Source organism: Pseudomonas sp. NPDC086112, from assembly GCF_044746425.1.
Lineage (GTDB): Bacteria > Pseudomonadota > Gammaproteobacteria > Pseudomonadales > Pseudomonadaceae > Aquipseudomonas.
This window is the reverse complement of the sequence record NZ_JBIVCD010000010.1, coordinates 105,463-132,098: the sequence shown is the minus strand read 5'-3', so window position 1 is coordinate 132,098 and position 26,636 is coordinate 105,463. Positions and strand designations below refer to the sequence as shown.

Sequence of the window (26,636 nt, the reverse complement as noted above, 5' to 3'; positions counted from 1 at the left end):
AGCCGACCGCCTCGAGCTGTCCCTGGATCTGCTGGAGCGCCTGTGCTTCGAGCCGCAACTGACCGGCTGGAACGGCATCGGCTTCGTGATTCAGGCGTACCAGAAGCGTTGCCCGTATGTGATCGACTACGTGATCGACCTGGCTCGCCGCAGCCGTCATCGCCTGATGATCCGTCTGGTGAAATGAGCGTACTGGGACAGCGAAATCAAGCGCGCCCAGGTCGAAGGCCTGGAAGGCTATCCGGTCTACACCCGCAAGGTGTACACCGACGTTTCCTACATCGCCTGCGCCCGCAAGTTGCTGTCGGTGCCGGAAGTCATCTACCCGCAATTCGCCACGCACAACGCCCACACGCTGTCGGCCATTTACCACATTGCCGGTCAGAACTATTACCCGGGTCAGTACGAGTTCCAGTGCCTGCACGGCATGGGTGAACCGCTGTACGAACAGGTTGTAGGCAAAGTTTCCGAAGGCAAGCTGAACCGTCCGTGCCGCGTGTACGCTCCGGTTGGCACTCACGAAACACTGCTGGCGTACCTGGTGCGTCGTCTGCTGGAAAACGGCGCGAACACTTCGTTCGTCAACCGCATCGCCGACCAGTCCATTTCGATTCAGGAGCTGGTGGCCGATCCAGTGGCCAGCATCGAGCAGATGGCGACGCTGGAAGGCGGCTTCGGCCTGCCGCACCCGCGTATCCCGCTGCCGCGTGACCTGTATGGTGCCGAGCGCGCCAACTCCAGCGGCATCGACATGGCCAACGAACATCGTCTGGCTTCCTTGTCCTGCGCCCTGCTGGCAACCGCTCATAACAACTGGAAAGCGGCGCCGATGCTCGGTTGCGCGTCCAGCACTGAAACCCCTGCGCCAGTCCTGAACCCGTCGGATCTGCGTGACGTGGTGGGTCACGTGCAAGAAGCCACCGTCGAAGACGTCGACAACGCAATTCAGTGCGCCCTGAACGCCGCCCCGATCTGGCAGGCCACCCCGCCGGCCGAACGCGCCGCGATTCTGGAACGTGCCGCCGATTTGATGGAAGGCGAGATCCAGCCGCTGATGGGCCTGTTGGCTCGCGAAGCCGGCAAGACCTTCGCCAACGCCATCGCCGAAGTGCGAGAAGCCGTGGACTTCCTGCGTTATTACGCGGTGCAGGCGCGCAACGATTTCACCAACGACGCCCACCGTCCATTGGGTCCGGTGGTCTGCATCAGTCCGTGGAACTTCCCGCTGGCCATCTTCAGTGGTCAGGTCGCTGCTGCCCTGGCCGCCGGTAACCCGGTACTGGCCAAGCCTGCGGAACAAACCCCGCTGGTGGCCGCTCAAGCCGTGCGTTTGCTGATCGAAGCCGGTATCCCGGAAGGCGTGCTGCAACTACTGCCGGGCCGTGGCGAAACCGTCGGCGCCCGTCTGGTCGGCGACGATCGGGTCAAAGGCGTGATGTTCACCGGTTCCACCGAAGTCGCTCGTTTGCTGCAACGCAACGTCGCCGGTCGTCTGGACGCTCAGGGTCGTCCGATTCCGCTGATCGCCGAAACCGGTGGCCAGAACGCGATGATCGTCGACTCCTCGGCGCTGACCGAACAGGTGGTGATCGACGTGGTGTCCTCGGCCTTCGACAGCGCCGGTCAACGTTGCTCGGCGCTGCGGGTACTGTGCCTGCAGGAAGATTCCGCTGACCGTGTCATCGAAATGCTCAAGGGCGCCATGGCTGAATGCCGTCTCGGTAATCCAGAGCGCCTGTCCGTGGACATTGGCCCGGTGATCGACGCCGAAGCCAAGGCCGGCATCGAGAAGCACATCCAGGCCATGCGCGACAAAGGTCGCAACGTGTACCAGGTGGCCATCGCCAACAGCGAAGAAGTCAAACGCGGCACCTTCGTGATGCCGACCCTGATCGAGCTGGAAAGCTTCGACGAACTGCAAAGGGAGATCTTCGGCCCGGTGCTGCACGTGGTTCGCTACAAGCGCAAAGAGATCGATCAACTGATCGGCCAGATCAACGCTTCCGGCTACGGCCTGACCCTGGGCGTACACACTCGCATCGACGAGACCATCGCCAAGGTGATCGACAACGTCAACGCCGGTAACGTCTACGTGAACCGCAACATCGTCGGTGCTGTGGTTGGCGTGCAGCCGTTCGGCGGTGAAGGCCTGTCGGGTACTGGCCCGAAAGCCGGTGGTCCGTTGTACCTGTACCGCTTGCTGTCGACACGTCCTACCGATGCGATCGAACAATCCTTCGCTCGCGGCGATGCTATCGCTGCACCGGACGTCCGTCTGCGTGATGCCATGAGCAAACCGCTGACAGCGCTGAAAACCTGGGCCGACAGCAACAAGTTCGCTGACTTGAGCACCCTGTGCGTACAGTTCGCGGCGCAATCGCAAAGCGGGATCACCCGTGTTCTGGCTGGCCCGACCGGCGAGCGCAACAGCTACGCCATCCTGCCGCGCGAACACGTGCTGTGCCTGGCCGACGTCGAAGGCGATCTGCTGACTCAATTGGCTGCGGTATTGGCCGTGGGCGGCTCGGCGGTATGGCCGGACGCTGAACCGGGCAAGGCCCTGTTCGCACGCCTGCCGAAAGAAATTCAGGCGCGGATCAAGCGGGTTGCCGACTGGACCAAGGACGAAGTGGTGATTGATGCGGTTCTGCATCATGGCCATTCCGACCAGTTGCGTGCGGTCTGCCAGCAAGTGGCCAAGCGTGCCGGGGCGATTGTTGGGGTTCATGGTTTGTCGCAAGGTGAGACCAACATTGCGCTGGAGCGCCTGGTGATCGAGCGGGCGTTGAGCGTTAACACTGCTGCTGCGGGTGGTAATGCCAGCCTGATGACCATTGGCTAAACCGCTTCAAAACCAGGCGCCCGCAAAGGACGCCTGGAATGCACCCCCCTTGTGGGAGCGGGCTTGCTCGCGAATGCGGTGGATCAGTCAATGTTGATGTCGACTGACACTCCGCCTTCGCGAGCAAGCCCGCTCCCACATTTGATTAGCGGTGCCCGCACCACACCATCACGCTCATCAATCATCCTGTTCAGCCTCTATTCCCACGCCTAGACTCGGTCCATTCCAAAAAAAGGTAGGCCGCCATGTCCGAGACGCTGCTCAGTTCCCGTAATCTGGCTTTTGAGCTGTATGAAGTCCTCGATGCCGAGGGCCTGACCCAGCGTGAGCGGTTCGCCGAGCACAACCGCGAGACCTTCGATGCGGCTATCGGCACCGCCCGCAGCATCGCCGAGAAGTTCTTCGCCCCGCACAACCGCAAGGGCGACGAGAACGAACCGCGCTATGAGGACGGTCAGGCCATTCTGATTCCGGAAGTGAAACCGGCGGTGGATGCGTTCCTCGAAGCCGGTTTCCTCAACGCCGCGCGCAGTTTCGACGCCGGCGGCATGCAACTTCCTACGTTGCTGTCGCAAGCGTGCTTTGCGCACTTTCAGTCGGCCAACGCGGCGTCGACTTCCTACCCGTTCCTGACCATGGGCGCGGCGAACCTGGTTGAAAGCTTCGGCACCGATGAGCAGAAGCAGCGCTTCCTGCAACCAATGATCGACGGTCGTTTCTTCGGCACCATGGCTCTCACCGAGCCCCATGCCGGCTCGTCGTTGTCGGATATTCGTACCCGCGCCGAGCCTGCGTCCGACGGAACCTATCGACTCAAGGGCAACAAGATCTTCATCTCCGGCGGCGATCACCCGCTGTCGGAAAACATCGTGCACATGGTGCTGGCCAAACTGCCGGACGCACCGGCCGGGGTGAAAGGTATTTCGCTGTTTATCGTGCCCAAGTTCCTGGTCAACGATGACGGCAGCCTGGGCAAACGCAACGACGTGTTGCTGGCCGGGTTGTTCCACAAGATGGGCTGGCGCGGCACCACGTCTACCGCGCTGAACTTCGGCGACAACGGCGAATGTGTCGGCTATCTGGTGGGCAAGCCGCACCACGGTTTGAGCTACATGTTCCAGATGATGAATGAGGCGCGGATCGGCGTCGGTATGGGCGCGGTAATGCTGGGTTACGCCGGGTATCTGTACTCCCTGGAGTACGCTCGCGAGCGTCCGCAAGGTCGCGTCCCCGACAGTAAAGATCCGACCACCGCCCCCGTGGCGATCATTCAGCATGCCGACGTCAAACGCATGCTGCTGACCCAGAAGGCTTATGTAGAAGGCGCGTTCGACCTCGGGTTGTATGCGGCGCGACTGTTCGACGACACCACGACACTTGAGAACGAAGCCGAGCGCAAACAGGCTCATGAGCTATTGGACTTGCTGACACCGATCGTCAAATCCTGGCCGTCGGAGTTTTGCCTGAAGGCCAACGAACTGGCGATCCAGATTCTCGGCGGCCACGGTTACACCCGTGAGTACCCGGTGGAGCAGTATTACCGCGACAACCGTCTGAACCCGATTCATGAAGGCACTCACGGCATTCAGTCGCTGGACTTGCTGGGACGCAAACTGGCGCAGAACGGTGGTGCGGGGCTCAAGCAATTGATCCGTCTGATTGCCGACACCGCCGAGCGCGCTCAAGCGTATGAATCGTTAACCGCGCTGCGTGAGCCGCTGGAGAAATTGGTGGCGCGCCTGCAAACGGTGACCATTGGCCTGCTGACGGATTTGGGGCAAGGCAAGGTCAACAGCAGCCTGGCGAACTCGGCGCTGTACCTGAAAGTGTTCGGGCACACGGTGATTGGCTGGCGCTGGCTGGAACAGGCGATTCGTGCCGAAGAAGGGTTGGCCAAGGGCAATACGGCGGATGTGAGCTTCTATAAAGGCAAGCTACAGGCGGCGCGGTATTTCCTGACGTGGGAAGTACCGGGTTGCCACCATGAGCTGGCGATTCTTGAGGCGCGGGATGATGTGTGCCTGACGATGCGGGATGAGTGGTTTTGATCCTATCCTTGTGGTGTTGCTGAAATTCGCGAGCAAGCCCGCTCCCACACTGGTTCTGCGGTGAACATATTATTTATGAACACCGTTGATCGAATGTGGGAGCGGGCTTGCTCGCGAAGGCGTCAGTACAGCCAATATATTTATCAGCTCAACTTGAACCCACCCATCTGCCGTGCCAAATCATCCGCCAACCGCTGCAACATCTGACAGTCTTCCCGACAAGCCCTGACTTCCCCCGCTGTCGCTCGAGCCAAATCAGAGATCCCCTGGACGTTGCGGTTGATCTCTTCCGTCACCGCCGACTGCTCTTCCGTCGCCGTGGCCACCTGATGGTTCATGTCGCTGATGCGCTCGACCTGCCCGGTAATTGCCGTCAACGACGCCCCGGTGCGCTGGCTCGACTCAACACCGGTGCCGGTCGCCGCTTGCCCGGCGTGCATGGAAGACACCGCATTCTCCGCGCCCTGCTTGAGGCTGCCGATCATCTGCTGAATCTCGTCGGTGGACGACTGAGTCCGCCGCGCCAATGTCCGCACTTCATCGGCCACCACCGCAAACCCGCGCCCCATGTCCCCGGCCCGCGCCGCTTCGATAGCCGCGTTCAAAGCCAAAAGATTGGTTTGCTCGGAAATCCCGCGAATCACCGCCAACACCTGATCGATGGACGCCACTTGATGGGCCAACTCGCCCACCGCACCGGCAGCAATACCAATCTCGTCGGACATGCTTTCGATATGCCGAATCGACCCACCCACCACTACCCGTGCCTGAAGTGCTTCATCCCGCGCGGTTTGCGAAGCGACGGCTGCATTGCCAGCGTTCTGCGCGATTTCCTGTACGGTCAGGCCCATCTCGTGGACAGCGGTGGCGACCATGTCGGTCATTTCCTGCTGACGGCCCGAGCGTTCGGCCGTGTTATCCACCACCCGCGCCACCTGGCCGACCGCCGTGCGCAAACGTTCACTGGTGGCCAAGACTTCGCCGATCATGTCGCGCTGACTCTCCAGGAACCGATTGAAGCCGCGAGCCAGATCACCCAGTTCATCGGCGCGACTGGAATCTAACCTGTGGGTCAAATCTCCACCACCGCTACCGATGGCTACCAGCGCCGCTGTTACCTGACGAATCGGCCGTACCAATCCACGGGCCAACAACACCACCAGCATCAGGCAAACCAGTGCCACCGCCAGGCCGATACCACTGCTCATCCACATCGCGCGGCGGGCTTCGGCGTAGATCTGCGACTGCGGCACTTCGGCCACTAGGGTCCAGCCCAGATCACGCAGCGGCAGGCTCAATGCCAGAAAATCTTCGCCATCGCGGACAAAACTGCTGGTGGCGAACGCGGTGGAGGTAGAGAGCTGCCCCATGACCGCTTGCGCCGCCGAGGCACCGATCTGCTCGACCAGCGTGCGTTTGCCGCTGAACTGCGTCTCGGGGTGAATCTGGATCAAACCGTCGGCGCGCACGAGATAGACCTTGCCGCGTTCACCGAAGTTGAAATTCTGGATCAGCTCCGACAGCTCTTTCATGCTCAGGCCCAGCCCGGCGACGCCCACGACCTTACCGGCTTGCTCGACCTTGAGGTCGATGAACAGCGCCAACTCACCGGTGGCGGTGTCATTGTCGATATTGAGGGTGCGCGGCTGATTGCTGTCGAGGAACGAATAGAACCAGGCGTCGTTGGGATTGGAACGGCTGAGCGTCCGGTCGAGGCCTTTTTCAGTGAAGTAATGGCTTGAAGCGGCCCCGATAATCAGCGCGGTAAAGGCTTTATGTTCGGCGCGGATGCCTTCCAGATAGTTCACGAAGGTGTCGGTCTGGGCGCTGTTCTCGCCCCCGGCCAACCAGTCGCGCACCATGCTGTTACTGGCGATGTCTTTCGCGGCGGTAAGAGGTTGAACGAGGATTCGTTCGATGTCGTTGCGCATCGCTTCGATGCTCGACGGCAGCGCTTGTTCGACCAGATAGCGCTGGGCGAGGCGGTTGACCACGAGGGTATAAACGCCAACCACGATCAGAATACTGACCAGCAGGGCGGTGCCCATGCTCAGGATCAACTGCCATTGAATACTGCGTCGCCAGAACTGCATGGAGCACCCCCAAAGAATAAGAGGCTGAAACACTGCAACAGCCATGCCGATTGTATACAACCCAAACGACAATTTATTCTTTGGTTGTGCGCAAAGCTGATCAGGCCTGATTGATGGTCTTGGCGATCACTTCAACCGTGGCGCTGACTTGCTCTTGGTAACGGTCGAGTTCTTGCTGGTGACGCTTTTGCATTTCGATCTGCTGCGAGCACAGATTCATCGCCGCCAGCACCAGCAAGCGGTCACCGATCAGCGTCGGGTATTTCTTTTTGGTCTCGGCCAGGGCGGCCTTCAACATTAATGCGGCGTCCAGCAGGGTCTGCTCTTCCCCGGCCGGCGCCTTGATCGAATAGTCTTCCCCCAGAATCGAGACGACTTTTACCCCTGCGGCGCCGTAACTCATGCGCTGACAGGGCCGGCGCTGACGCGCTCAACCAAGGCCTGAATGCGTGCGGCGGTGGCGCCTTGTTTCTCTTCCTGTTCCATCAGGCTCAGTTGCAGGCTTTCGTTTTCATCCTTGACCTGGGCCAGTTCTGCACTCAGGGATTGATTGGTGCCGAGCAGGGTCTGATTCTGCTGCACCAGGTCGCTGACCAGTTGTTCCAATTGGCTTAGGGATGCTTCCAACATTTTGATTTTCCGGGCATTTTCAAAGGGCGCGTACGATAAAGAAAAGTCACCATTGACGCCAGGGTTATTCGGGCGCAAGGCCTTGATTTTGCTGGCGGGCGACCGTCCTCGCGAGTCTTAAAGACTGTGTTTGGCGGCTCTGGTTCCTGCACTTCGTCGCCGCGGTCCTTCTGCGACAAAAGCGCGCAGCGTCTCAAGACTTTAGTCGTATGACCGATAAGCCATGCATACAGCAGTCTCAGCCCCGCACGGATGCGCTCTTTTCGGTGAACACCATGTCTTTACGAAATATGAATATCGCACCGCGGGCGTTCCTCGGTTTTGCCTTGATTGGCAGCTTGATGCTGGTTCTGGGAGTGTTCGCGCTGAACCAGATGAGCAAGATTCGCGGCGCCGCCGAGGAAATCACCTCGAACAGCGTACCGAGCATCAAAAGCCTCGACGAGTTCACTCAGCTGACCTTGCGCCTGCGCGTCCTGTCTTACCGTTTGCTGGTGAACCGCGAGCCGGACGTCCAGCAGAAAACCATGGACCTGCTGGAAACCCGTAATCAGCAGATTCGATCGGCTCAAGCCGTCTACGAAAAACTGATCGCCAGCCCGCAGGAACGTGCGGCCTATGATCAGTATGTGCAGTTGCTGGGGCAGTATCGCCAGATCGAAGACCGGATGAAGAGCCTGTCGCGCAACAATCAGATCGACGAACTGCGTACGCTGCTCAATACCGATTTGCTGACGAACTCTGAAGCCGTCAACTCCGTGCTCAACCGTTTGCTGGAGATCAACACTCAGCAGACCCTCGACACCAATCAGCAAGCCGTCGACCAATACGCCTCGGCCTTCAACCTGACGGTGACCCTGCTGGTCATCGCCACCGGCCTGACCCTGCTGTTCGCCTGGCTGCTGACCAACAGCATCACCAAGCCAATCGCCAATGCCCTGAGCGCCGCCGAAGCAATCGCCGAAGGCAACCTGACGCGCCCGATCACGGTCGACGGTGAAGACGAAGCCGGTCGCCTGCTGGCCGCCATGGCGAAGATGCAGGAAAAACTGCGTGACACCCTGCAACGGATTTCCGGTTCGGCCACGCAACTGGCGTCCGCCGCGGAAGAGCTCAACAGCGTCACCGATGAAAGCGCCCGTGGCCTGACCCAGCAGAACAACGAAATCGAACAGGCCGCCACCGCCGTCAATGAAATGACCAGCGCCGTGGAAGAAGTCGCCCGCAACGCCGTGAGCACCTCCGAAGCCTCGAAAAATGCCACCACGTCGGCGGGTGACGGTCGTGACCTGGTGCAGGAAACCGTGAGTGCCATCGAGCGCATGAGCGCCGACGTACAGAGCACCGCCACCCTGATCGGTGATCTGGCCAACGAGTCGCGAGACATCGGCAAGGTGCTGGACGTGATTCGCGGTCTGGCTGATCAGACGAACTTATTGGCGTTGAACGCAGCCATCGAAGCAGCCCGTGCCGGTGAAGCCGGTCGTGGTTTCGCAGTCGTTGCCGACGAAGTGCGTGCCCTGGCCCATCGCACCCAGCAGTCGACCAGCGAAATTGAACGCATGATCGGCAGCATCCAGAGCGGCACCGAACACGCCGTGGATTCGATGCGCAACAGCACCGAGCGCGCCGAGTCGACCTTGAATATTGCCCGTGGTGCAGGCATGTCGCTGGACACTATTAATAGTGCCATCGTCGAAATCAACGAACGCAACCTGGTGATCGCCAGCGCGGCCGAAGAGCAGGCACAGGTGGCCCGTGAAGTGGACCGCAATCTGGTGAACATTCGTGACCTGTCGGTGCAATCGGCCACGGGCGCCAACCAGACGAGCGCGGCCAGCAACGAGCTGTCGCGCCTGGCACTGGACCTGAACAACATGGTTGGGCGGTTTAGCCTGTAACCGAGTAAGGCCGAAACGATCGCAGCCTTCGTAGGAGCGAGGCTCGCCCGCGAAGGCGGTGTATCAGTAGACATAAATTGAGACTGACACACCGCCTTCGCGGGCAAGCCTCGCTCCTACGAAGAGCTGCAGCAGGCTGCGATCTTTTGATCTGCAAAAGCTTTTTGACAGCATCACATTTCAACAGGTTAGAATCGCTGGCACGCAGACTGCATGGTCAGTTTGTGCCCGCCTTTAGCTTTCTGGAGTACTGCCTTTGAATGCGACGACCATCAACAGCCTGTTCTTGATCGGCGCGTTGCTGGTAGGTGCGAGCATTCTGGTGAGCTCACTTTCATCGCGCCTCGGTATCCCGATTCTGGTGATCATCCTCGCGGTGGGCATGTCGGCCGGTGTCGACGGTGCCGGCATTATTTTCGATAACTACCCCACCGCTTATCTGGTCGGCAACCTCGCCCTGGCAGTGATCCTGCTCGACGGCGGCTTGCGCACCCGGGTGGCGAGTTTCCGCGTGGCGTTATGGCCGGCGCTGTCGCTGGCCACAGTCGGGGTATTGATTACCACCGGACTGACCGGAATGGCGGCGGCGTGGTTGTTCGACCTCAATATGATTCAGGGCCTGCTGATCGGCGCCATCGTCGGCTCCACCGACGCCGCGGCCGTGTTCTCGCTGCTGGGCGGCAAGGGCCTGAACGAACGAGTGAGCGCGAGCCTGGAAATCGAATCCGGCAGCAACGATCCGATGGCGGTGTTCCTCACCGTGACCCTGATCGACATGCTCGCCAGCGGCGAAACCGGCCTGCACTGGAGTCTGCTGGGGCATTTGGTGCGTGAGTTCGGCATCGGCGGCGTGATCGGCCTCGGTGGTGGTTGGCTCATGCTGCAACTGGTCAACCGTATCAATCTGGCCACCGGCCTTTATCCGATTCTGGTGATTGCTGGCGGATTGGTCGTGTTTGCCCTGACCAACGCCCTGCACGGCAGCGGCTTTTTGGCGGTGTACCTGTGTGGCCTGGTGATCGGCAACCGCCCGGTGCGCAGTCGCCACGGCATTTTGCACATGCTCGACGGCATGGCCTGGCTGGCGCAGATCGGCATGTTCCTGGTGCTGGGGCTGTTGGTTACGCCCCATGACCTGCTGCCGATTGCCTTGCCTGCACTGGGCCTGGCGCTGTGGATGATTCTGTTTGCCCGCCCGCTGTCAGTGCTGGTCGGCCTGTTGCCCTTCAAGGCATTCCATGGCCGCGAAAAGGCATTCATTTCCTGGGTTGGCCTGCGCGGTGCCGTACCGATCATTCTGGCGGTGTTCCCGCTGATGGCGGGGCTGCCCAATGCTCAGCTCTACTTCAATCTGGCGTTCTTTATCGTCCTGGTGTCGCTGCTGGTGCAAGGCACGAGCCTGCCCTGGGTTGCCAAGCTTTTGAAAGTGACCGTCCCGCCAGAGCCTTTGCCGATCTCCCGATCGGCGCTGGAAGTGCATGTCACCAGCGAGTGGGAGCTGTTCGTGTATCGCCTCGGTGCCGAGAAATGGTGCATTGGATCCCCTCTTCGCGAGCTGAAAATGCCCGAAGGTACCCGTATCGCGGCCCTGTTTCGTGGCCAACAACTGCTCCATCCGTCGGGTAGTACGGTGCTCGAAGTCGATGATTTGCTCTGCGTCATCGGCCATGAACACAACCTTCCGGCCCTCGGAAAACTCTTCAGTCAGGCTCCGCAACGGGGGCTGGATTTGCGCTTCTTCGGCGACTTCGTACTCGAAGGAGACGCCCAGTTGGGCGCGGTTGCTGCCTTGTACGGGTTGAAAGTCGAAGGCATCGATCCGAACATGTCCCTGGGCCACTTCATTGCCCAGAAAGTAGGCGGTGCGCCGGTAGTCGGTGACCAGGTGGAATGGAACAACACCCTCTGGACCGTCGCTGTCATGGAAGGGAACAAGATTGGTAAGGTAGGCGTCAGATTCCCCGAAGGAAGTCGCCCCGGCCCCGGCCTGTTCCTCTAAACTCCACACTTCGTCTCGTTTTCGATCGGTCTTTATGTCAACTCTGCGCACCTTTTTTATCATGGCCCTGCTGGGCTTGAGTCTTTCCATCAGCACGCTGCAAGCCGCCGAACCGCCGTCCAGCGAAGCCGTGCAGGCGAGCCTGGACAAGATCGCCGAGCGCAAACTGCCGGAAGCCGATCAAAAGGCCCTGCAAGCGGTCTTGCAGAGCACGCTCACCCAACTCAACAACCAGCGCGATTACGATCAGAAGCTGATTGATCTCAAGCAGCAGCTGACCAATGCGCCAAAGCAGAACATCGAGAACCAGCGCGAACTGACCCGCCTCAAGGCCACCAAAGTGGTGCCGGTGGCGCAACGCTATACCAAAGAAACCATTCAGCAGCTTGAGCAATTGCTGACCGAGCGCTCCACCCAGCAAAGCGATCTGCAGAAAGCCCTGGCCGAAGCGAACAGCCTGATCATCACCGCCCAGACTCGCCCCGAGCGCGCCCAGGCCGAAATATCTGCCAGCCAGACACGCATTCAGCAAATCAACAACATCCTCAAGCTCGGCAAGGACAGCGGCAAGACCTTGACCGCCGAGCAACGCGATCAGCTCAACGCCGAACTCGCGGCGCTGAACGCCTTGATCCCGCTGCGTCGCCAGGAACTGGCCGGCAACAGCCTGTTGCAGGATTTGGGCAACAGCCAGCATGACCTGCTCACGGAAAAATCCAATCGCCTGGATCAGGAGATCCAGGAACTGCAAACCCTGATCAACCAGAAGCGCCTGGCCCAGTCTCAAGAGACCGTCACCCAGCAGTCCATCGAAGCGCAGAAGGCCGGTGGCAGCAGCCTGCTGGCCACCGAAAGCGCGGCCAACCTGAAGCTCTCCGACTACCTGCTCAAAAGCACCGACCGCCTCAATGAAGTCACCCAACAGAACCTGCAGACCAAGCAGCAACTGGACAGCGTGACCCAGAGCGACTCGGCGCTGGACGAACAGATCAACGTGCTCAAGGGCAGCCTGCTGCTCTCCAAGATTCTGTACAAACAGAAACAGGCCCTGCCGCGTCTCAGGCTCGACCGCGACCTGGCGGATCAGATTGCCGACATTCGCCTGTACCAGTTTGAGGTCAGCCAGCAGCGGGAGCTGCTCAGCAACCCGACAACCTATGTCGACAACCTGCTGGCGACTCAACCGCCCGAGCAAGTTACCCCGCAACTGCGCAAGAGCCTGCTGGAACTGGCCACCACCCGTGCGGACCTGTTGGAGCGCTTGAATCGCGAATTGAGCGCTGTGCTCAACGAATCCATCACGTTGCAACTCAATCAGAAACAACTGCTCAGCACCGCGCAAAGTCTAAGGGCGACGCTGGATGAGCAAATGTTCTGGATTCCCAGCAACAAGCCGCTGGATCTTGAGTGGATACACGCCGTGCCGGAACGCCTGGAACGTCAGGTCACTACCCTGCCGTGGGCCTCAAGCGTGAGCGAGCTGACCGATGGCCTGACCCAGCGGCCGCTGCTGTTCCTGCCGCTGGCCTTTCTGATCGGGGCGCTGCTGTGGCGCCGAAAAAATCTGTATGCCCGCCTGAACAAAGTCCACCTGGATATCGGCCATTTCAAGCGCGACAGCCAGTGGCACACACCGCAAGCGATTCTGATCAACATCCTGCTGGCGATGCCGGTATCCCTGGGTTTGGCCTTGTGCGGCCTGGCGTTGCAGATCGACGCTCGCGGACAGAACGCCAATATGGGCGCGGCGCTGCTGCAAATGGCCCAGGCCTGGCTGGTGTTCTACACCGCCTACCGCATCCTCGCGCCGGGCGGCGTCGCCGAATTGCATTTCCGCTGGGAAAAACCTCAGGTCGAATTCCTTCAAGGCTGGATACGCCGACTCGGCCTGGTAGTGATGGCCCTGGTGGCGGTGGTGGCGGTCGCCGAGTTGCAACCAGCGATACTGGCCGATGACGTGCTCGGCATGCCGGTGGTGCTGACTTGCTACGCCTTGATGGCCTGGCTACTCAGTCGCCTGCTGGTCAGCAGCCCGACTCACCAGAACGCTTCACTGTTCCGCAAGGCCGTAGGTGTTCTGTTCACAGCCCTGCCAATCGCGCTGTTCGTCGCCGTGTGCTTTGGCTACTACTACACCGCGCTGAAACTCAGCGACCGGTTGATCAACACGCTGTACTTGCTGATGTTCTGGCTGGTGATCGAAGCGACCTTCGTCCGTGGTCTCAGCGTTGCGGCACGGCGCCTGGCCTATCAACGCGCCCTGGCCAAACGTCAGGCCGCCAAAGAGGCCGGCGACGGCGAAGCGGTGATCGAAGAGCCGACTCTGGACATCGAGAAGGTCAACGAGCAGTCCCTGCGCCTGATTCGCCTGGCCCTGCTCGGCGGTTTCATCGCGGCGCTGTATTGGGTCTGGTCGGACCTGATTTCGGTGTTCTCGTACCTGGACAACATCACTCTTTACGAATACACCAGCGGCACCGGCGCCAACATGAGCATGGTGCCGATCAGCATCGGCGACATGCTCGGCGCGTTGATCATCATCGGCATCACCTTTGCGCTGGCGCGCAACCTGCCGGGCTTGCTGGAAGTGTTTGTGCTGTCGAAGCTGAACCTGGCCCAAGGCAGTTCCTACGCCACGACCACGCTGCTGTCCTATGTGATTGCCGGCGTCGGTTTCGTCTCGACCCTGTCCACGCTCGGCGTGAGTTGGGACAAATTGCAATGGCTGGTGGCCGCACTGTCGGTCGGCCTCGGTTTCGGGATGCAGGAGATCTTCGCCAACTTCATCTCCGGCATCATGATCCTGTTCGAACGCCCGGTGCGGATCGGCGACACCATCACCATCGGCAACCTGTCGGGCACGGTGAGCAAGATCCGCATCCGCGCCACGACCATTACCGACTTCGACCGCAAGGACATCATCGTCCCGAACAAGACGTTCATCACCGGGCAACTGATCAACTGGTCCCTGACCGACACCATCACCCGGGTAACCCTCAAGCTCGGCGTCGACTACGGCTCGGACCTGGACCTGGTGAAAGAGCTGCTGCTCAAGGCTGCCCGGGATAACCCGCGCGTGCTGAAGGATCCGGAACCCCACGTGTATTTCCTGAACTTCGGCGAAAGCACCCTCGACCACGAGTTGCGTATGCATGTGCGCGACCTCGGCGACCGCAACCCGGTGCTCGATGAGGTCAACCGCTTCATCAATCGCGAGTTCAAGAAGCAGCACATCAACATCTCGTTCCGGCAGATGGAGGTCTACCTCAAGAACCTTCACGGCCAGGAATACAAGATGGTACCGATCGAGCCGGAAGCCAAAACCATCGTGCCGGTGGTCGACAGCAAACCGCGGCGCGAACCGCCACCTGTCGAACTCGACTAACCGCGCTATCCCTAGCAGAATGCTCGGACATTCTGCTGGAGATGGCCGTTGAAAGCCCTCGACGAACTGACCTTCGACAATCGCTTCGCCCGCCTGGGCGATGCGTTCTCAACCCATGTGCTGCCCGAGCCCATCGCCGCTCCGCGACTGGTGGTCGCCAGCCCCGCCGCCATGGCGTTGCTGGACCTGGACCCGGCCGTGGCCGAGACGCCGGTATTCGCCGAACTCTTCGGCGGCCACAAGCTCTGGGCCGAGGCCGAGCCGCGGGCAATGGTCTATTCCGGGCATCAGTTCGGCTCCTACAACCCGCAGTTGGGCGACGGTCGCGGCCTGTTACTGGGCGAGGTCTATAACAACGCCGGCGAGCATTGGGACCTGCACCTCAAGGGCGCCGGTCAGACGCCTTATTCGCGCATGGGCGATGGACGGGCGGTGCTGCGTTCGTCGATCCGCGAATTTCTCGCCTCCGAAGCCCTGCATGCCCTGAACATTCCCACCACTCGCGCGCTATGCGTGATCGGCTCCGACACGCCGGTCTGGCGTGAGAAACAGGAACGCGCGGCCATGGTCCTGCGTTTGGCACCCAGCCATGTGCGCTTCGGGCATTTCGAATTTTTCTACTACACCAAGCGCCCCGAGCAACAGAAAGAACTCGGCGAGCACGTGCTGGCCATGCATTTCCCGCACTGCCTGGAACAGCCGGAACCGTACCTGGCGATGTTCCGCGAAATCGTCGAGCGCAACGCCGAGCTGATCGCCAAATGGCAGGCCTATGGTTTCTGCCACGGCGTGATGAACACTGACAACATGTCGATCCTGGGCATCACCTTCGACTTCGGCCCGTTCGCCTTCCTCGACGACTTCGACGCCCACTTCATCTGCAACCACTCCGATGACCAGGGCCGTTACTCCTTCAGCAACCAGGTGCCGATCGGCCAGTGGAACCTCAGCGCCCTCGCCCAAGCCCTGACGCCGTTCATCAGCGTCGAAGCCCTGCGCGAAACCCTCGGCCTGTACCTGCCACTGTTCCAGGCCCACTACCTGGACCTGATGCGCCGCCGCCTCGGTCTCACCACTGCCGAAGACGACGACCAGAAATTGCTGGAGCATCTGCTGCAACTGATGCAGAACAGCGGCGTCGATTACAGCCTGTTCTTCCGCCGCCTCGGCGACGAATCACCGGAGCAGGCCCTCGCCCGTTTACGCGATGACTTCGTCGACCTCAAGGGTTTCGATGCGTGGGGCGAGCTTTACATCGCCAGGGTTGCCCGTGAAGGCGTGGTTGACCAGGAACAACGCCGCACGCGCATGCATGCGGTCAATCCGCTGTACATCCTGCGTAACTATCTGGCGCAGAAAGCCATCGATGCGGCGGAAAGTGGCGACTACTCAGAAGCTCGTCGTTTGCACGCGGTATTGAGCAATCCGTTCGAGGAGCAGCCTGGAATGGAGCGCTACGCCGAACGGCCGCCGGAGTGGGGCAAGCATCTGGAGATCAGTTGTTCGTCGTGAGGCTGAACGACACCGATTATTCAGACGGCCGGCGCTCATGGTCATAGGCTTCGATGTGGTCGCCTATGATCTCTACTAGGTTTTCCAATGGATGTAATTCCTCACCGCTCATCATTGCTAGCAATGCATACCGCGACTCAGCCAGCAGGTTGTACTCAGCTTCCGATTCAGGTCGTTTTAATAGCCAGGCTACAGATGGCCAGTATTCGACTGCTTGCTTGACGATATCGCTCATTATTTGCCCCTATTTGGCGCTTCGATCTTGCTGCGTGAAAATAGGGTTCAAGACTAAGAGTTGAACCGCTCGCAGCCAATCAGTCGGGGGCACCAGCACTCGTAGGGTGTATCTCTAACCAAGGAAGGTTATTGCCTACAAACTTCTGTCTTGATAAACATCATTTCCGACTCCAGATCCGTGCCACAGATTGCCTACTCATCCGGAACCTGATCATGACCGACCCACTCCTCATCCCCTGCCCCCACTGCAACGGCCTGAACCGCATACCCGCCGAGCGCCTCAACGATCATCCCAAATGCGGTCGCTGCAAGGCCGAGGTCTTGCTGAACAAACCGTTCGAATTGAAACAAGGCGATTACGCCAGTCAGATCAAGGGCGACCTGCCATTGCTGGTGGATGTGTGGGCGGACTGGTGCGGGCCATGCAAGTCGTTTGCGCCGGTGTTCGCGCAGGCGGCGGGGCAGTTGGCGGGCAAGTGTCGGTTGGCCAAGCTGGACAGCGAGGCGAATCAGCAGTTGTCGGCGCAGTTGGGGATTCGCTCGATCCCGAGCCTGATTCTGTTCAAGAACGGCCGGGAAGTGGCTCGCCAGAGCGGGGCCTTCCCGTTACCGCAGTTGATGAGCTGGTTGCGTAGTCAGGGGATTTGAATACAACACGATGCCAAATGTGGGAGCGGGCTTGCTCGCGAAAGCGGTCTATCAATCAGCGATGACGTTGACTGTATGACCCCTTCGCGAGCAAGCCCGCTCCCACATGGGTTCTGCGCCAACAACAGCGATTCAGGCATTTTCCAGAAGGTTGTGCAGATCGACAAATTGCAGAGTCAGTTTGTGCCGTGGGTCGAGATGGATCAGCGGCGTGTTGGCCTGATGGGATTCGCGCATCCGCACTGAACTGGCCAGGTACACCGGCAACACCGGTAGCCCTTCGGCGATCAATTCATCGAGGATTTGCTGAGGCAAACTGGCGCGGGCCTGGAACTGGTTGACGACAATGCCTTCAACCTCCAGCCCTTCGTTGTGGTCCTCCTTCAATTCTTCGATTTCCGCCAGCAGGCCATACAGCGCTTGACGCGAGAAACTGTCGCAATCGAAGGGAATCAGCACACGATCAGCGGCGATCAACGCCGACACAGCATAGAAATTCAGCGCTGGCGGTGTATCGAGGTAGATTCGGTCGTAATCGCCGTCCAGTTCCTCGAGCAATTTTCGCAGCTTGTTGATCTTGTGCTTGGCCTCAAGCTTGGGCTGCAAGTCAGCCAGCTCGGCGGTGGCGGTAACGACGTGAAGGTTGTCGAATGGAGTTTCGTAAATATCGACCTGGTTTTTCTTCGAGAACGGCCCGGAAGACAAAGTCTGCTTGAAGAAGTCAGCGATCCCCATCGGGATATCGTCACCGGTGAGTCCCGTCAGGTATTGAGTGGAGTTGGCCTGGGCATCGAGATCCACCAACAGCGTGCGATAGCCTTCGCTGGCGCTGACCGCCGCCAGATTGCAGGCAATACTTGACTTGCCCACGCCACCTTTCTGATTGAACACCACGCGCCGCATGTCAAAACCTCCGTGTATCAAAGAATGACCGAGTGTAGTAGTCCACGGCGCTGCTTAGCTACCTCGCTGGCATCGGGACTACACAGTCATGGGTAATTTCCATCGGAAAACGCCGCCAACTCGCCCATCGACAGTAGATAGAGCTGACAGACATGTCCGGCGCAACGTGGATAATGGCCAAACGACAGCTTTTTCGCGAACCAGACGGTACATTTCGTTGCACAAAATGTAACCAGCATTTGCTACACGCCCGCCGCACCGGGATAATGCGCGCCACTCGGCGTTAAGCGCCACGTAAGGTCTGCCGCGATTTTTTGCGGTTCACCGCGTCAAAAGGAAGCCCGCAGGGGCGGGATGAATGTCTGTGATCAACTTCAACATCGCCCAATGGCGCGCGTGGGCCCCCGGGCTTGAAAGCGTGGATGACTGGCAGGCCTGGAGCCGGCAACCGATCGTGCTCGAGCGCAGTGATGCCGCCCCCGATGTGTCGTTTCTGCCGGCCATGCAGCGTCGGCGACTCAGCCGTCTCGCGCGGATGGCGTTCAGCGTCGGCTGGCCTTTGGCCGATGGTCGCCAAGACCTACCGTTGGTCTTTATTTCCCGCCATGGCGAAACCCCGCGCACCTTCGACATTCTCAGCGATCTGGCGACTGATCAACCGTTGTCGCCCACTCAGTTCAGCTTGTCGGTGCATAACGCGGTGATCGGCCTGTGGTCGATCATGCGTGGCGAAACCAGCGAAATGACCGCCCTCGCCGCGGCTGGCGATGGCCTTGAACACGGCATGCTAGAGGCGGCGGCACTGCTTGAGGAAGGCGCACCCGCGGTACTGCTGGTGGTGACAGAAGAGCAACCGCCCGCAGCCTACTCGGCCTGGATCGACGATGTGCCATTCCCCTACGCGGTGGGCCTGTTGATTACGCCCGGCAATGAGTGGCAGCTGTCGCTGAACAGCACCTCGCAAGCGTTGTCCAAAACCCACTGGCCCCATGCCCTGAATCTGTTGCGTACCCTGCTCGGCCAGCAAACGACCTGCCAACATGCCTGGAAAAATCGTGTATGGACCTGGCAACGCAACCTGTGACCGATAAAAACCGCGACGCCTATTACTGGCGCCTGCTGGCCACTGCCGCAAGCTTCACCCTGTTCGGGTTGGGCGGGCTATGCCTGCGATTGGTGGTATTCCCGCTGCTGAGTTGCCTGCCGGGAGACGCTCAGGCCCATCGTCAGCGCGCCCGACAGACAGTGAGCCGCTGTTTCTGGTTTTTCATTCGGTTCATGGCTCGCACTGGCGTGCTGACTTATGACATCCAGGGCGCGGAAAAACTCGGACGGCCAGGGCAAATGATCGTTGCCAATCACCCCTCGTTGATCGATGTGGTGTTTTTGATCGGCCTGGTAGGCCACTCCAACTGTGTGGTCAAGAAAAGCCTCTGGGAAAACCCGTTCACCCGCGCCCCGCTACGCCGCACCGATTACATCAGCAACGATGGCAGCATGGATATGCTCGACGCCGCTGCCGACGCGTTGAAAAGCGGTCAGACCCTGATCATCTTTCCCGAGGGCACCCGCACCCAACCCGGTAAACCGCCGGCCTTTCATCGGGGGGGCGCGGCAATCGCCCTGCGCGGTGCGAGAATCCTCACCCCGGTGATCATCAAGGTCAGCCCGACCACATTGACCAAGGCCGAACCCTGGTATCGGATTCCCAAACGACGCGTGCACTTCAGTTTTCGCGTCGGGGCCGATATAGACCCACAGGCCTTCGCTACGCAAGGGCCTGCGCCTCAGGCCTCGCGCAAGCTCAATGATTATTTGCACCATTACTTTATTAAGGAGCTCGCCGAAGATGAGCGATCTACACCGTGAGATAAAAGAACTGATCATCGATGCCCTGGGCCTCGAAGACATCAGCGTCGACGACATCGGCGACAACCAGACGCTGTTCGGCGAAGGCTTGGGCCTGGACTCGGTAGACGCCCTGGAACTTGGCTTGGCCATCCAGAAAAAGTACGGCATCAAAATCGATGCCGACGCCAAGGACACCCGTAATCACTTCACCAACGTGGCGAGCCTTGCGGCGTTCGTCACTGCAAAACAGGCAGCTTGAGACCGGACCATGCAAACTCGTGACGATATTTTCAATACCCTGCGCGATGCTCTGGTCGAACTCTTCGAGCTGGAACCCGAGCGCATCAGTCTGGGGTCCAACCTGTATCAGGATCTGGAAATCGACAGCATCGATGCAGTCGACCTGATCGATCACATCAAACGCCAGACCGGCAAGAAAATCGCTGCCGAAGAATTCAAATCGGTGCGTACCGTCAGCGACGTGGTCGAGGCGGTCTACCGCCTGGTTCAACCCGCCGCATGAGCCGACTGATCGGCCTCGGCCTGCTGCTGGCAGGCCTGTTGTACCCCTTTGCGGTGTATTTCGGCATGGAGCATTTTGCCCCGTGGCAGTTCGGTCTGCTGCTGGGTAGCCTGTGGCTGGCGCGGGCGCTGACTGGCGAGCGGCGGCCTGGCAGCCTGTGGATGGCCGTGGTCGCCATCGCGTTCTGCCTGTTGCTGGCGCTGTTCGACAGCCCGGTGCTGCTGCGCTGGTACCCGGTGCTGATCAGCGCATTCATGCTGGCGCTGTTCGGCCTGAGCCTGAAATATGGCCCGCCGATGATTGAACGTCTGGCCCGACTGCGAGAGCCGGAATTACCGGCCAGGGCCATTCGCTACACCCGCCAGGTGACGATTGCCTGGAGCGTGTTTTTTCTCTGCAACGGCTTGTGCGCCGCTGCCCTGACCCTTTGGGCGCCGCTGAGTTGGTGGATGTTGTACACCGGCCTGATCTCCTATGGATTGATCGGCCTGATGTTTGCCATTGAATGGCTGATACGACAACGGGTAAGAGGCCGCCCATGAATTGGATAACACTTGAGCAACTGTTGCTCAAGGCTCAGCCGGACCGTGCCGTGACGGTGGAACCGGCGTTGAATCATGCGCAATTGTGCGAACAGGCCCTGAGCCTGGCTGCCGGCCTGCAAGTGCAAGGCGTACAGCGCATCGCCGTGCACCTTGAAGACGCTGCCGACCTGGCCATTGCCCTGCTCGGCGCCTGGCGTGCCGGGGTCAGCGTACTGCTGCCCGCCGACCTGCAAGCGCAGACGCGCCAGCGCTGGTCGACCGAGGTCGATCTGTGGCTGACCGATCACGCCGAGGATGCGCACCTGAGCGATTATCAGCATCCACCGCTACCGGCCAGCCCACTGGATCTGGATCGCTGTCAGCTGAGCCTGTGCACCTCCGGTTCCAGTGGTGAACCCAAGCGTATCGACAAAACCCTGCGCCAATTGGCCAATGAAGTCCAAGCGCTGGAGCACCTGTGGGGCGCAGATCTGGGCGAGGCCTGCATCATCGGCAGCGTTGCCACGCAGCATATCTACGGGTTGCTGTTTCGGGTGCTGTGGCCGTTGTGCGCCGGGCGCTCGTTCGTCCGCAAGCAATTGGCCTTCCCGGAAGACTTGCAGCGCGCCAGCCGCGAACACCCGGCCTTCGCCTGGGTCGCCAGCCCGGCGCTGCTCAAGCGCATGGGCGACAACCTCGACTGGCCAGCGCTGAGCGCGGTGCGCCGAGTGTTTTCCTCCGGTGGCGCGCTGCCCGCCGAAGCGGCGCAAAGCCTGCATGAGCGCCTGCAACAATGGCCGACGGAGATCTTCGGCAGTTCGGAAACCGGCGGCATCGCCTGGCGTCAGGGCCAGTATCTCTGGCAGCCCTTCGCCGATGTTGCGCTGAGCCAGGACAGCGATGGCGCCCTGATTATCGCCTCACCGTACTTGCCGGCCGGCCATATTGAACACACCGCCGATGCCGCGCGCATCGCCGCCGACGGCCGTTTCGAGCTGTTGGGTCGGCTGGACCGAATCGTCAAACTGGAAGAAAAACGTATTTCGCTACCGATGCTTGAACAAGCACTGATGGCTCACGACTGGGTCGCCGAAGCACGCCTCGGTGTGGTTCAGGAAAACCGCGCTTCATTAGGGGCGCTGCTGGTACTCAGCGAGCGAGGCCTGCGCGCCTTGCGCAATCAGGGTCGACGCAGCCTGACTCAAGCCTTGCGTCAGCATCTGAGTCAACATTGTGAAACGCTGGCCCTGCCACGCCGCTGGCGCTTGTTGCGGCAGCTACCGCTGAACGCGCAAGGCAAACTGCCCCAGGCCGAGGTCGAAGCCTTGCTGCTGGCACCCCGTCCAAAAGCGCCGGAAGTGCTGGAGCAGCTCGAAGTCGATGGCGAGTGGAGCCTGCAACTGGCGGTCCCGCCGGACCTGGCGTATTTCAGCGGCCACTTTCCCCGAGCGCCGGTATTGCCCGGTGTGGTGCAGGTGGATTGGGCATTGAGCCTGGGCCAGCAATTGATGAATCTGCCGGCAAAATTTTCCGGTATGGAAGTGCTGAAATTCCAGCAACTGGTACGCCCCGGTGATGAAATCCAGTTGCACCTGCGCTTCGACTCGGCGCGCAGCAAATTGTATTTCGCCTATCGCAATGAAACCGCCACCTGCTCCAGTGGGCGGATTTTGCTGGAGGCTGCTTGTGGATAAGTTGAGTTCCTCTGTAGCAGCTGCCGAAGGCTGCGTTCGAGTGCGAAGCGCTCGCATCTGGGCTACCACGTTTATTCTGAAAGACCTCGAATGCCGGTTTACGACCGCTTCGCGCTCGAACGCAGCCTTCGGCAGCTGCTACACGAGCGAGGGAATGAGCCATCATGCATAACCCCTGTGCCGTAATCCCGGTCTATAACCACGAAACCGCAATCACCGCCGTGGTCGATGCGCTGCTTGCCAGCGGCCTGCCCTGCATTCTGGTGGACGATGCCAGCAGTCCTGCCTGCGCCAAGGTGCTTGACCAACTGGCCCGGCGGGACCGGGTTTACCTGATCAGGCTCACCGTCAATCAAGGCAAGGGCGGCGCGGTGATGACCGGCTTGCGCGAAGCTTCGCGCCTGGGCTTCAGCCACGCCTTGCAGGTGGACGCCGACGGCCAGCACGACCTGCAAGACGTTAAAGTCTTCATCGAACATTCACGCGCCCACCCCGACGCGGTGATTTGCGGTTATCCGCAATACGACGCCAGCGTGCCGAAGGGCCGTTTATACGCCCGCTACCTGACCCATGTGATGGTCTGGATCAACACCCTGTCATTGCAGATTCGCGACTCCATGTGCGGCTTCCGTGTTTACCCATTGCCACCGACCCTGGCACTGATCGACTCGGCCAGGATCGGCAAGCGCATGGACTTCGACTCCGACATCCTGGTGCGCCTGGCCTGGCGCAATCAGCCGATGCAGTGGCTGAAAACCAGGGTTCATTACCCTCTGGATGGCGTCTCGCATTTCCGTCTGTTCCACGACAACGTACTGATTTCGAGCATGCACACCCGGCTGTTCTTCGGCATGTTGCTGCGGGCACCAGTGATCCTCTGGCGACGGTGGCGAGCATGAGCGACAACGCAGATAAACAGCACTGGGCCGACCGCCAGGAGCGCGGCAGCTTCTGGTTGATGAAGTTCACTGCCCTTTGCGCAAAAGTCTTGGGTCGCCGACTGCTGAGCCCGCTGCTGTACGGCATCGTGCTGTACTTTTTCCTGTTCGGACGCAGCGCCCGCCAAAGCGCCTGGCAATACCAGCAGCGGCTTGCCGACTGGAGCGGTCGTAGCGAATTGCGCCCGACCCATTGGCGGGTGTTTGGCCAGTTCATGGCCTTCGCCGATTCCATGCTCGACAAACTCGATGTGTGGAACGGCAAGCTGAGCATCGATCAAATCGAAATCATCGACCCGGCGCTGCTGCGCAATAAACTGCGCGGCACACGCGGGCAAATGCTGGTAGGCGCGCACTTGGGCAATCTCGAAGTCTGCCGGGCGCTGGCCGAAATCGGTGAGAAAGTCACCATGAACGTGCTGGTGCACACCAAGCACGCCGAACAATTCAACCGTCTGCTGGGTGAAGCCGGAGCGACCAATCTGCGGCTGATCCAGGTCAGCGAGCTGGACCCGGTGATCATGCTGCAATTGCATGAACGCCTGGAGCGCGGCGAATGGCTGGCGATTGCCGGCGACCGCGTGCCATTGCATGGCGGGCGCAGCGTGACGGTGGATTTTCTCGGCCATCCGGCAGCATTTCCCCAGGGCCCCTGGCTATTGGCCGGACTTCTTAAATGCCCGATCAACCTGATGCTGTGCCTGAAGAAACCCACTGGCGACTATCGACTGACCCTCGAACCGTTCGCCGACGCCATCGTGTGGAAACGCAGCGACCGCGAACAGGTCATTCATCAGTGGGCCTCCCGCTACGCCGAACGCCTGGGTCACTATTGCCTCGAAGCCCCCCAACAATGGTTCAACTTTTACCCTTTCTGGAAGACCGATGACGACGCCAACGCTTGAGCCAGTAACCTTCGGCGAACTCCCTTTGCGCATCGAACACGTGTTGGCCCTGGCCAACCGTCAGGTGCCGACGCAGTTGCAGGGCGACCCCGAGTTTCGCCAGCGCATCGCCAAGGGCCCGCAATTCCTTGACTCCCTGTTGGACAAGGAAGGCGTGATCTATGGCGTGACCACCGGTTATGGCGATTCCTGTGTGGTGGCGGTGCCGCTGCACCACGTCGAAGCCCTGCCCCGTCATCTGTATACCTTCCACGGTTGCGGCCTGGGCAAACTGCTCGACGCCCAAGCCACCCGTGCGGTGCTGGCGGCGCGTTTGCAATCGCTTTGCCAAGGCGTTTCCGGGGTACGCGTGGAACTGCTGGAGCGCCTGCAAGCCTTCCTCGAACACGACATTCTCCCGCTGATTCCGGAAGAAGGTTCGGTGGGCGCCAGCGGTGATCTGACACCGCTGTCCTACGTTGCCGCGACCTTGTCCGGCGAGCGCGAAGTGATGTTCCGTGGTGAGCGTCGACAAGCCGCCGATGTGCACAGCGAACTGGGCTGGGAACCGCTGGTATTGCGCCCCAAAGAAGCGCTGGCGCTGATGAACGGCACCGCCGTGATGACCGGCCTCGCTTGCCTGGCTTACGCCCGCGCCGATTACCTGTTGCAACTGGCCACGCGCATTACCGCGCTGAACGTAGTCGCGTTGCAGGGCAACCCGGAGCACTTCGACGAGCGTCTGTTCGCCGCCAAACCCCATCCAGGGCAGATGCAAGTCGCTGCGTGGTTGCGCAAGGATCTGGCGATCGATGCGCCGACCGCGCCACTGCATCGCCTGCAAGACCGCTATTCCCTGCGTTGTGCGCCGCACGTGCTCGGTGTATTGGCCGACAGCCTGAACTGGCTGCGCTCGTTCATCGAGATCGAACTCAACAGCGCCAACGACAACCCGATCATCGACGCCGAAGCCGAACGCGTGCTGCACGGCGGGCACTTCTACGGCGGCCACATTGCCTTCGCCATGGACAGTCTGAAAACCCTGGTGGCGAACGTCGCCGACTTGCTCGACCGCCAGCTCGCGCTGCTGGTGGACGAGCGTTACAACCATGGCTTGCCGAGCAACCTGTCTGGCGCCAGCGCCGACCGCGCGATGCTCAATCACGGCTTCAAGGCCGTGCAGATCGGCACCAGCGCCTGGACCGCCGAAGCCCTGAAAAACACCATGCCGGCCAGCGTCTTCTCGCGCTCCACCGAGTGCCACAACCAGGACAAGGTCAGCATGGGCACCATCTCTGCCCGCGACGCCATCCGCGTGCTGGAGCTGACCGAACAGGTCGCCGCCGCCACGCTGCTGGCCGCCAACCAAGGCGTCTGGCTACGCGGCCAGGCTGAAGATGCGCGGCCACTGCCACCGGCCCTGGCCGCGATGCACGAAGAGTTGGCCAAGGACTTCCCGCCGGTCATCGAAGACCGTGCGTTGGAAGGCGAATTGCGCCTGTGCCTGCAGCGCATCGCCGAACAACACTGGAGGCTGCATGCGTAGCAAGGGAGTGCTACACACCGACACGGAAATCCTCGTACCGTTCTTTGACGTCGACACCATGAACGTGGTCTGGCACGGCCATTACGTCAAATACCTGGAAGTCGCCCGCTGTGCGCTGCTGGACAAGATCGGCCACAACTACGACGCCATGGTGGCGTCGGGTTACGCGTGGCCGGTGATCGACTTGCAGCTGCGCTATGTGCGCGGCGCGGTGTTCGGCCAGAAGCTGAATGTGCGCGCCAGCCTGGTGGAGTGGGAAAACCGCCTGAAGATCAATTACCTGATCAGCGATCTGGCCACCGGCGAACGCCTGACCCGCGCCTGTTCCGTGCAGGTCGCCGTCGACATGAGCAGCCGCGAAATGCAGCTGGCGTCACCGAAAGTGTTCACCGATGCGGTTGAAAGGATGCTGCCATGAACCTGCGCTCCCTTTGTAGCAGCTGGCGAAGCCTGCGTTCGGCTGCGCAGCAGTCGCCCT

General features: G+C 60.4%; 21 protein-coding genes and 3 pseudogenes. 18 read left to right on the top strand and 6 right to left on the bottom strand.

The window, feature by feature from the left end; all coding sequences use genetic code 11:
* Positions 1 to 2,842: pseudogene (gene putA, locus ACIPLA_RS10225) on the top strand (trifunctional transcriptional regulator/proline dehydrogenase/L-glutamate gamma-semialdehyde dehydrogenase); the annotation flags it as partial.
* A 245-nt stretch (positions 2,843 to 3,087) separates the two neighbouring features.
* Positions 3,088 to 4,890 (top strand): acyl-CoA dehydrogenase, encoded by a 1,803-nt coding sequence (locus tag ACIPLA_RS10220; protein ID WP_401173056.1) that lies wholly within the window; start codon positions 3,088 to 3,090, stop codon positions 4,888 to 4,890.
* A 143-nt stretch (positions 4,891 to 5,033) separates the two neighbouring features.
* On the opposite strand, the gene ACIPLA_RS10215 is transcribed toward ACIPLA_RS10220, so the two are convergent.
* From ACIPLA_RS10215 to ACIPLA_RS10200, 4 genes and pseudogenes are all read right to left on the bottom strand, one after another.
* Positions 5,034 to 5,765 (bottom strand): methyl-accepting chemotaxis protein, encoded by a 732-nt coding sequence (locus ACIPLA_RS10215; protein WP_401173074.1) that lies wholly within the window; start codon positions 5,763 to 5,765, stop codon positions 5,034 to 5,036.
* Positions 5,766 to 5,900: 135 nt separating this feature from the next.
* Positions 5,901 to 6,938 (bottom strand): annotated as a pseudogene (locus ACIPLA_RS10210) (cache domain-containing protein); the annotation flags it as partial.
* Between the two features lie 145 nt (positions 6,939 to 7,083).
* The gene (locus tag ACIPLA_RS10205) at positions 7,084 to 7,386 is read right to left on the bottom strand and encodes a cell division protein ZapA (protein WP_007903196.1); all 303 of its coding nucleotides are present in this window, start codon (positions 7,384 to 7,386) and stop codon (positions 7,084 to 7,086) included.
* A complete protein-coding gene (locus tag ACIPLA_RS10200) occupies positions 7,383 to 7,613 on the bottom strand; it encodes a hypothetical protein (RefSeq protein WP_007903194.1) in 231 nt (76 codons plus the stop codon). Before ACIPLA_RS10200 ends, ACIPLA_RS10205 begins: the two co-directional genes overlap by 4 nt.
* Positions 7,614 to 7,822: 209 nt before the next feature.
* Here ACIPLA_RS10200 and ACIPLA_RS10195 point away from each other — a divergent pair.
* The 5 genes and pseudogenes from ACIPLA_RS10195 to selO all read left to right on the top strand — a co-directional run.
* Positions 7,823 to 8,659 (top strand): annotated as a pseudogene (locus ACIPLA_RS10195) (MCP four helix bundle domain-containing protein); the annotation flags it as partial.
* Entirely contained in the window at positions 8,642 to 9,514 is an 873-nt protein-coding gene (locus ACIPLA_RS10190) for a methyl-accepting chemotaxis protein (RefSeq protein ID WP_371317140.1), read from the top strand. The pseudogene ACIPLA_RS10195 and the gene ACIPLA_RS10190, both read left to right, overlap by 18 nt.
* A gap of 256 nt (positions 9,515 to 9,770) precedes the next feature.
* On the top strand, positions 9,771 to 11,513 hold the full coding sequence (locus tag ACIPLA_RS10185; RefSeq protein ID WP_007903190.1) for a potassium/proton antiporter: 1,743 nt from the start codon (positions 9,771 to 9,773) through the stop codon (positions 11,511 to 11,513).
* A gap of 34 nt (positions 11,514 to 11,547) precedes the next feature.
* Positions 11,548 to 14,898, top strand: coding sequence for a mechanosensitive channel MscK (gene mscK / locus ACIPLA_RS10180; protein ID WP_218397091.1), 3,351 nt, complete (start codon positions 11,548 to 11,550; stop codon positions 14,896 to 14,898).
* Between the two features lie 48 nt (positions 14,899 to 14,946).
* Positions 14,947 to 16,410 carry a protein adenylyltransferase SelO gene (selO, locus tag ACIPLA_RS10175; RefSeq protein WP_218397089.1) on the top strand — a complete coding sequence of 488 codons (1,464 nt, stop codon included), beginning with the start codon at positions 14,947 to 14,949 and terminating at the stop codon, positions 16,408 to 16,410.
* A gap of 16 nt (positions 16,411 to 16,426) precedes the next feature.
* Here the strand turns inward: selO and ACIPLA_RS10170 are convergent, their stop codons facing one another.
* Positions 16,427 to 16,645 (bottom strand): hypothetical protein, encoded by a 219-nt coding sequence (locus ACIPLA_RS10170; protein ID WP_218397086.1) that lies wholly within the window; start codon positions 16,643 to 16,645, stop codon positions 16,427 to 16,429.
* A 215-nt stretch (positions 16,646 to 16,860) separates the two neighbouring features.
* Between ACIPLA_RS10170 and trxC the strand changes: the two genes are divergently transcribed.
* On the top strand, positions 16,861 to 17,295 hold the full coding sequence (gene trxC / locus ACIPLA_RS10165) for a thioredoxin TrxC (RefSeq protein ID WP_218397084.1): 435 nt from the start codon (positions 16,861 to 16,863) through the stop codon (positions 17,293 to 17,295).
* Positions 17,296 to 17,427: 132 nt separating this feature from the next.
* Here trxC and ACIPLA_RS10160 read toward each other — a convergent pair whose 3' ends face one another.
* Positions 17,428 to 18,198, bottom strand: coding sequence for a ParA family protein (locus ACIPLA_RS10160; protein WP_123499893.1), 771 nt, complete (start codon positions 18,196 to 18,198; stop codon positions 17,428 to 17,430).
* Positions 18,199 to 18,556: 358 nt separating this feature from the next.
* Here ACIPLA_RS10160 and ACIPLA_RS10155 point away from each other — a divergent pair, with 358 nt between their 5' ends.
* The 10 genes from ACIPLA_RS10155 to ACIPLA_RS10110 all read left to right on the top strand — a co-directional run bounded on the left by ACIPLA_RS10155 (position 18,557) and on the right by ACIPLA_RS10110 (position 26,576).
* Positions 18,557 to 19,282 carry a beta-ketoacyl synthase chain length factor gene (locus ACIPLA_RS10155; protein ID WP_218397082.1) on the top strand — a complete coding sequence of 242 codons (726 nt, stop codon included), beginning with the start codon at positions 18,557 to 18,559 and terminating at the stop codon, positions 19,280 to 19,282.
* Positions 19,258 to 20,067, top strand: a complete 810-nt coding sequence (locus ACIPLA_RS10150; RefSeq protein WP_008071041.1) for a 1-acyl-sn-glycerol-3-phosphate acyltransferase — start codon at positions 19,258 to 19,260, stop codon at positions 20,065 to 20,067. Before ACIPLA_RS10155 ends, ACIPLA_RS10150 begins: the two co-directional genes overlap by 25 nt.
* Positions 20,048 to 20,308, top strand: coding sequence for a phosphopantetheine-binding protein (locus tag ACIPLA_RS10145; protein WP_401173055.1), 261 nt, complete (start codon positions 20,048 to 20,050; stop codon positions 20,306 to 20,308). The genes ACIPLA_RS10150 and ACIPLA_RS10145 overlap by 20 nt, the downstream gene beginning before the upstream one ends.
* Before the next feature lie 9 nt (positions 20,309 to 20,317).
* On the top strand, positions 20,318 to 20,572 hold the full coding sequence (locus ACIPLA_RS10140; RefSeq protein WP_007903178.1) for an acyl carrier protein: 255 nt from the start codon (positions 20,318 to 20,320) through the stop codon (positions 20,570 to 20,572).
* On the top strand, positions 20,569 to 21,114 hold the full coding sequence (locus ACIPLA_RS10135; protein ID WP_007903177.1) for a hypothetical protein: 546 nt from the start codon (positions 20,569 to 20,571) through the stop codon (positions 21,112 to 21,114). Before ACIPLA_RS10140 ends, ACIPLA_RS10135 begins: the two co-directional genes overlap by 4 nt.
* Positions 21,111 to 22,790 carry an AMP-binding protein gene (locus ACIPLA_RS10130; RefSeq protein ID WP_401173054.1) on the top strand — a complete coding sequence of 560 codons (1,680 nt, stop codon included), beginning with the start codon at positions 21,111 to 21,113 and terminating at the stop codon, positions 22,788 to 22,790. Before ACIPLA_RS10135 ends, ACIPLA_RS10130 begins: the two co-directional genes overlap by 4 nt.
* Positions 22,791 to 22,954: 164 nt before the next feature.
* On the top strand, positions 22,955 to 23,689 hold the full coding sequence (locus tag ACIPLA_RS10125; protein ID WP_401173053.1) for a glycosyltransferase family 2 protein: 735 nt from the start codon (positions 22,955 to 22,957) through the stop codon (positions 23,687 to 23,689).
* Complete coding sequence (locus tag ACIPLA_RS10120; RefSeq protein WP_401173052.1) at positions 23,686 to 24,633, top strand: glycosyl transferase; 948 nt, start codon at positions 23,686 to 23,688, stop codon at positions 24,631 to 24,633. Before ACIPLA_RS10125 ends, ACIPLA_RS10120 begins: the two co-directional genes overlap by 4 nt.
* Positions 24,614 to 26,158, top strand: a complete 1,545-nt coding sequence (gene hutH / locus ACIPLA_RS10115; RefSeq protein WP_401173051.1) for a histidine ammonia-lyase — start codon at positions 24,614 to 24,616, stop codon at positions 26,156 to 26,158. The genes ACIPLA_RS10120 and hutH overlap by 20 nt, the downstream gene beginning before the upstream one ends.
* Complete coding sequence (locus tag ACIPLA_RS10110) at positions 26,151 to 26,576, top strand: thioesterase family protein (protein WP_218397074.1); 426 nt, start codon at positions 26,151 to 26,153, stop codon at positions 26,574 to 26,576. The genes hutH and ACIPLA_RS10110 overlap by 8 nt, the downstream gene beginning before the upstream one ends.
* The last annotated feature ends 60 nt before the right edge of the window (positions 26,577 to 26,636 follow it).

Bases quoted from the DNA above. Each gene is read 5' to 3' on its own strand.
- ACIPLA_RS10220 (WP_401173056.1), top strand. From the start codon at position 3,088: ATGTCCGAGACGCTGCTCAGTTCCCGTAATCTGGCTTTTGAGCTGTAT.
- ACIPLA_RS10215 (WP_401173074.1), bottom strand. From the start codon at position 5,765: ATGGTCGCCACCGCTGTCCACGAGATGGGCCTGACCGTACAGGAAATC.
- ACIPLA_RS10205 (WP_007903196.1), bottom strand. From the start codon at position 7,386: ATGAGTTACGGCGCCGCAGGGGTAAAAGTCGTCTCGATTCTGGGGGAA.
- ACIPLA_RS10200 (WP_007903194.1), bottom strand. From the start codon at position 7,613: ATGTTGGAAGCATCCCTAAGCCAATTGGAACAACTGGTCAGCGACCTG.
- ACIPLA_RS10190 (WP_371317140.1), top strand. From the start codon at position 8,642: ATGGCGAAGATGCAGGAAAAACTGCGTGACACCCTGCAACGGATTTCC.
- mscK (WP_218397091.1), top strand. From the start codon at position 11,548: ATGTCAACTCTGCGCACCTTTTTTATCATGGCCCTGCTGGGCTTGAGT.
- ACIPLA_RS10170 (WP_218397086.1), bottom strand. From the start codon at position 16,645: ATGAGCGATATCGTCAAGCAAGCAGTCGAATACTGGCCATCTGTAGCC.
- trxC (WP_218397084.1), top strand. From the start codon at position 16,861: ATGACCGACCCACTCCTCATCCCCTGCCCCCACTGCAACGGCCTGAAC.
- ACIPLA_RS10160 (WP_123499893.1), bottom strand. From the start codon at position 18,198: ATGCGGCGCGTGGTGTTCAATCAGAAAGGTGGCGTGGGCAAGTCAAGT.
- ACIPLA_RS10155 (WP_218397082.1), top strand. From the start codon at position 18,557: ATGTCTGTGATCAACTTCAACATCGCCCAATGGCGCGCGTGGGCCCCC.
- ACIPLA_RS10150 (WP_008071041.1), top strand. From the start codon at position 19,258: ATGGACCTGGCAACGCAACCTGTGACCGATAAAAACCGCGACGCCTAT.
- ACIPLA_RS10145 (WP_401173055.1), top strand. From the start codon at position 20,048: ATGAGCGATCTACACCGTGAGATAAAAGAACTGATCATCGATGCCCTG.
- ACIPLA_RS10140 (WP_007903178.1), top strand. From the start codon at position 20,318: ATGCAAACTCGTGACGATATTTTCAATACCCTGCGCGATGCTCTGGTC.
- ACIPLA_RS10135 (WP_007903177.1), top strand. From the start codon at position 20,569: ATGAGCCGACTGATCGGCCTCGGCCTGCTGCTGGCAGGCCTGTTGTAC.
- ACIPLA_RS10130 (WP_401173054.1), top strand. From the start codon at position 21,111: ATGAATTGGATAACACTTGAGCAACTGTTGCTCAAGGCTCAGCCGGAC.
- ACIPLA_RS10125 (WP_401173053.1), top strand. From the start codon at position 22,955: ATGCATAACCCCTGTGCCGTAATCCCGGTCTATAACCACGAAACCGCA.
- ACIPLA_RS10120 (WP_401173052.1), top strand. From the start codon at position 23,686: ATGAGCGACAACGCAGATAAACAGCACTGGGCCGACCGCCAGGAGCGC.
- hutH (WP_401173051.1), top strand. From the start codon at position 24,614: ATGACGACGCCAACGCTTGAGCCAGTAACCTTCGGCGAACTCCCTTTG.
- ACIPLA_RS10110 (WP_218397074.1), top strand. From the start codon at position 26,151: ATGCGTAGCAAGGGAGTGCTACACACCGACACGGAAATCCTCGTACCG.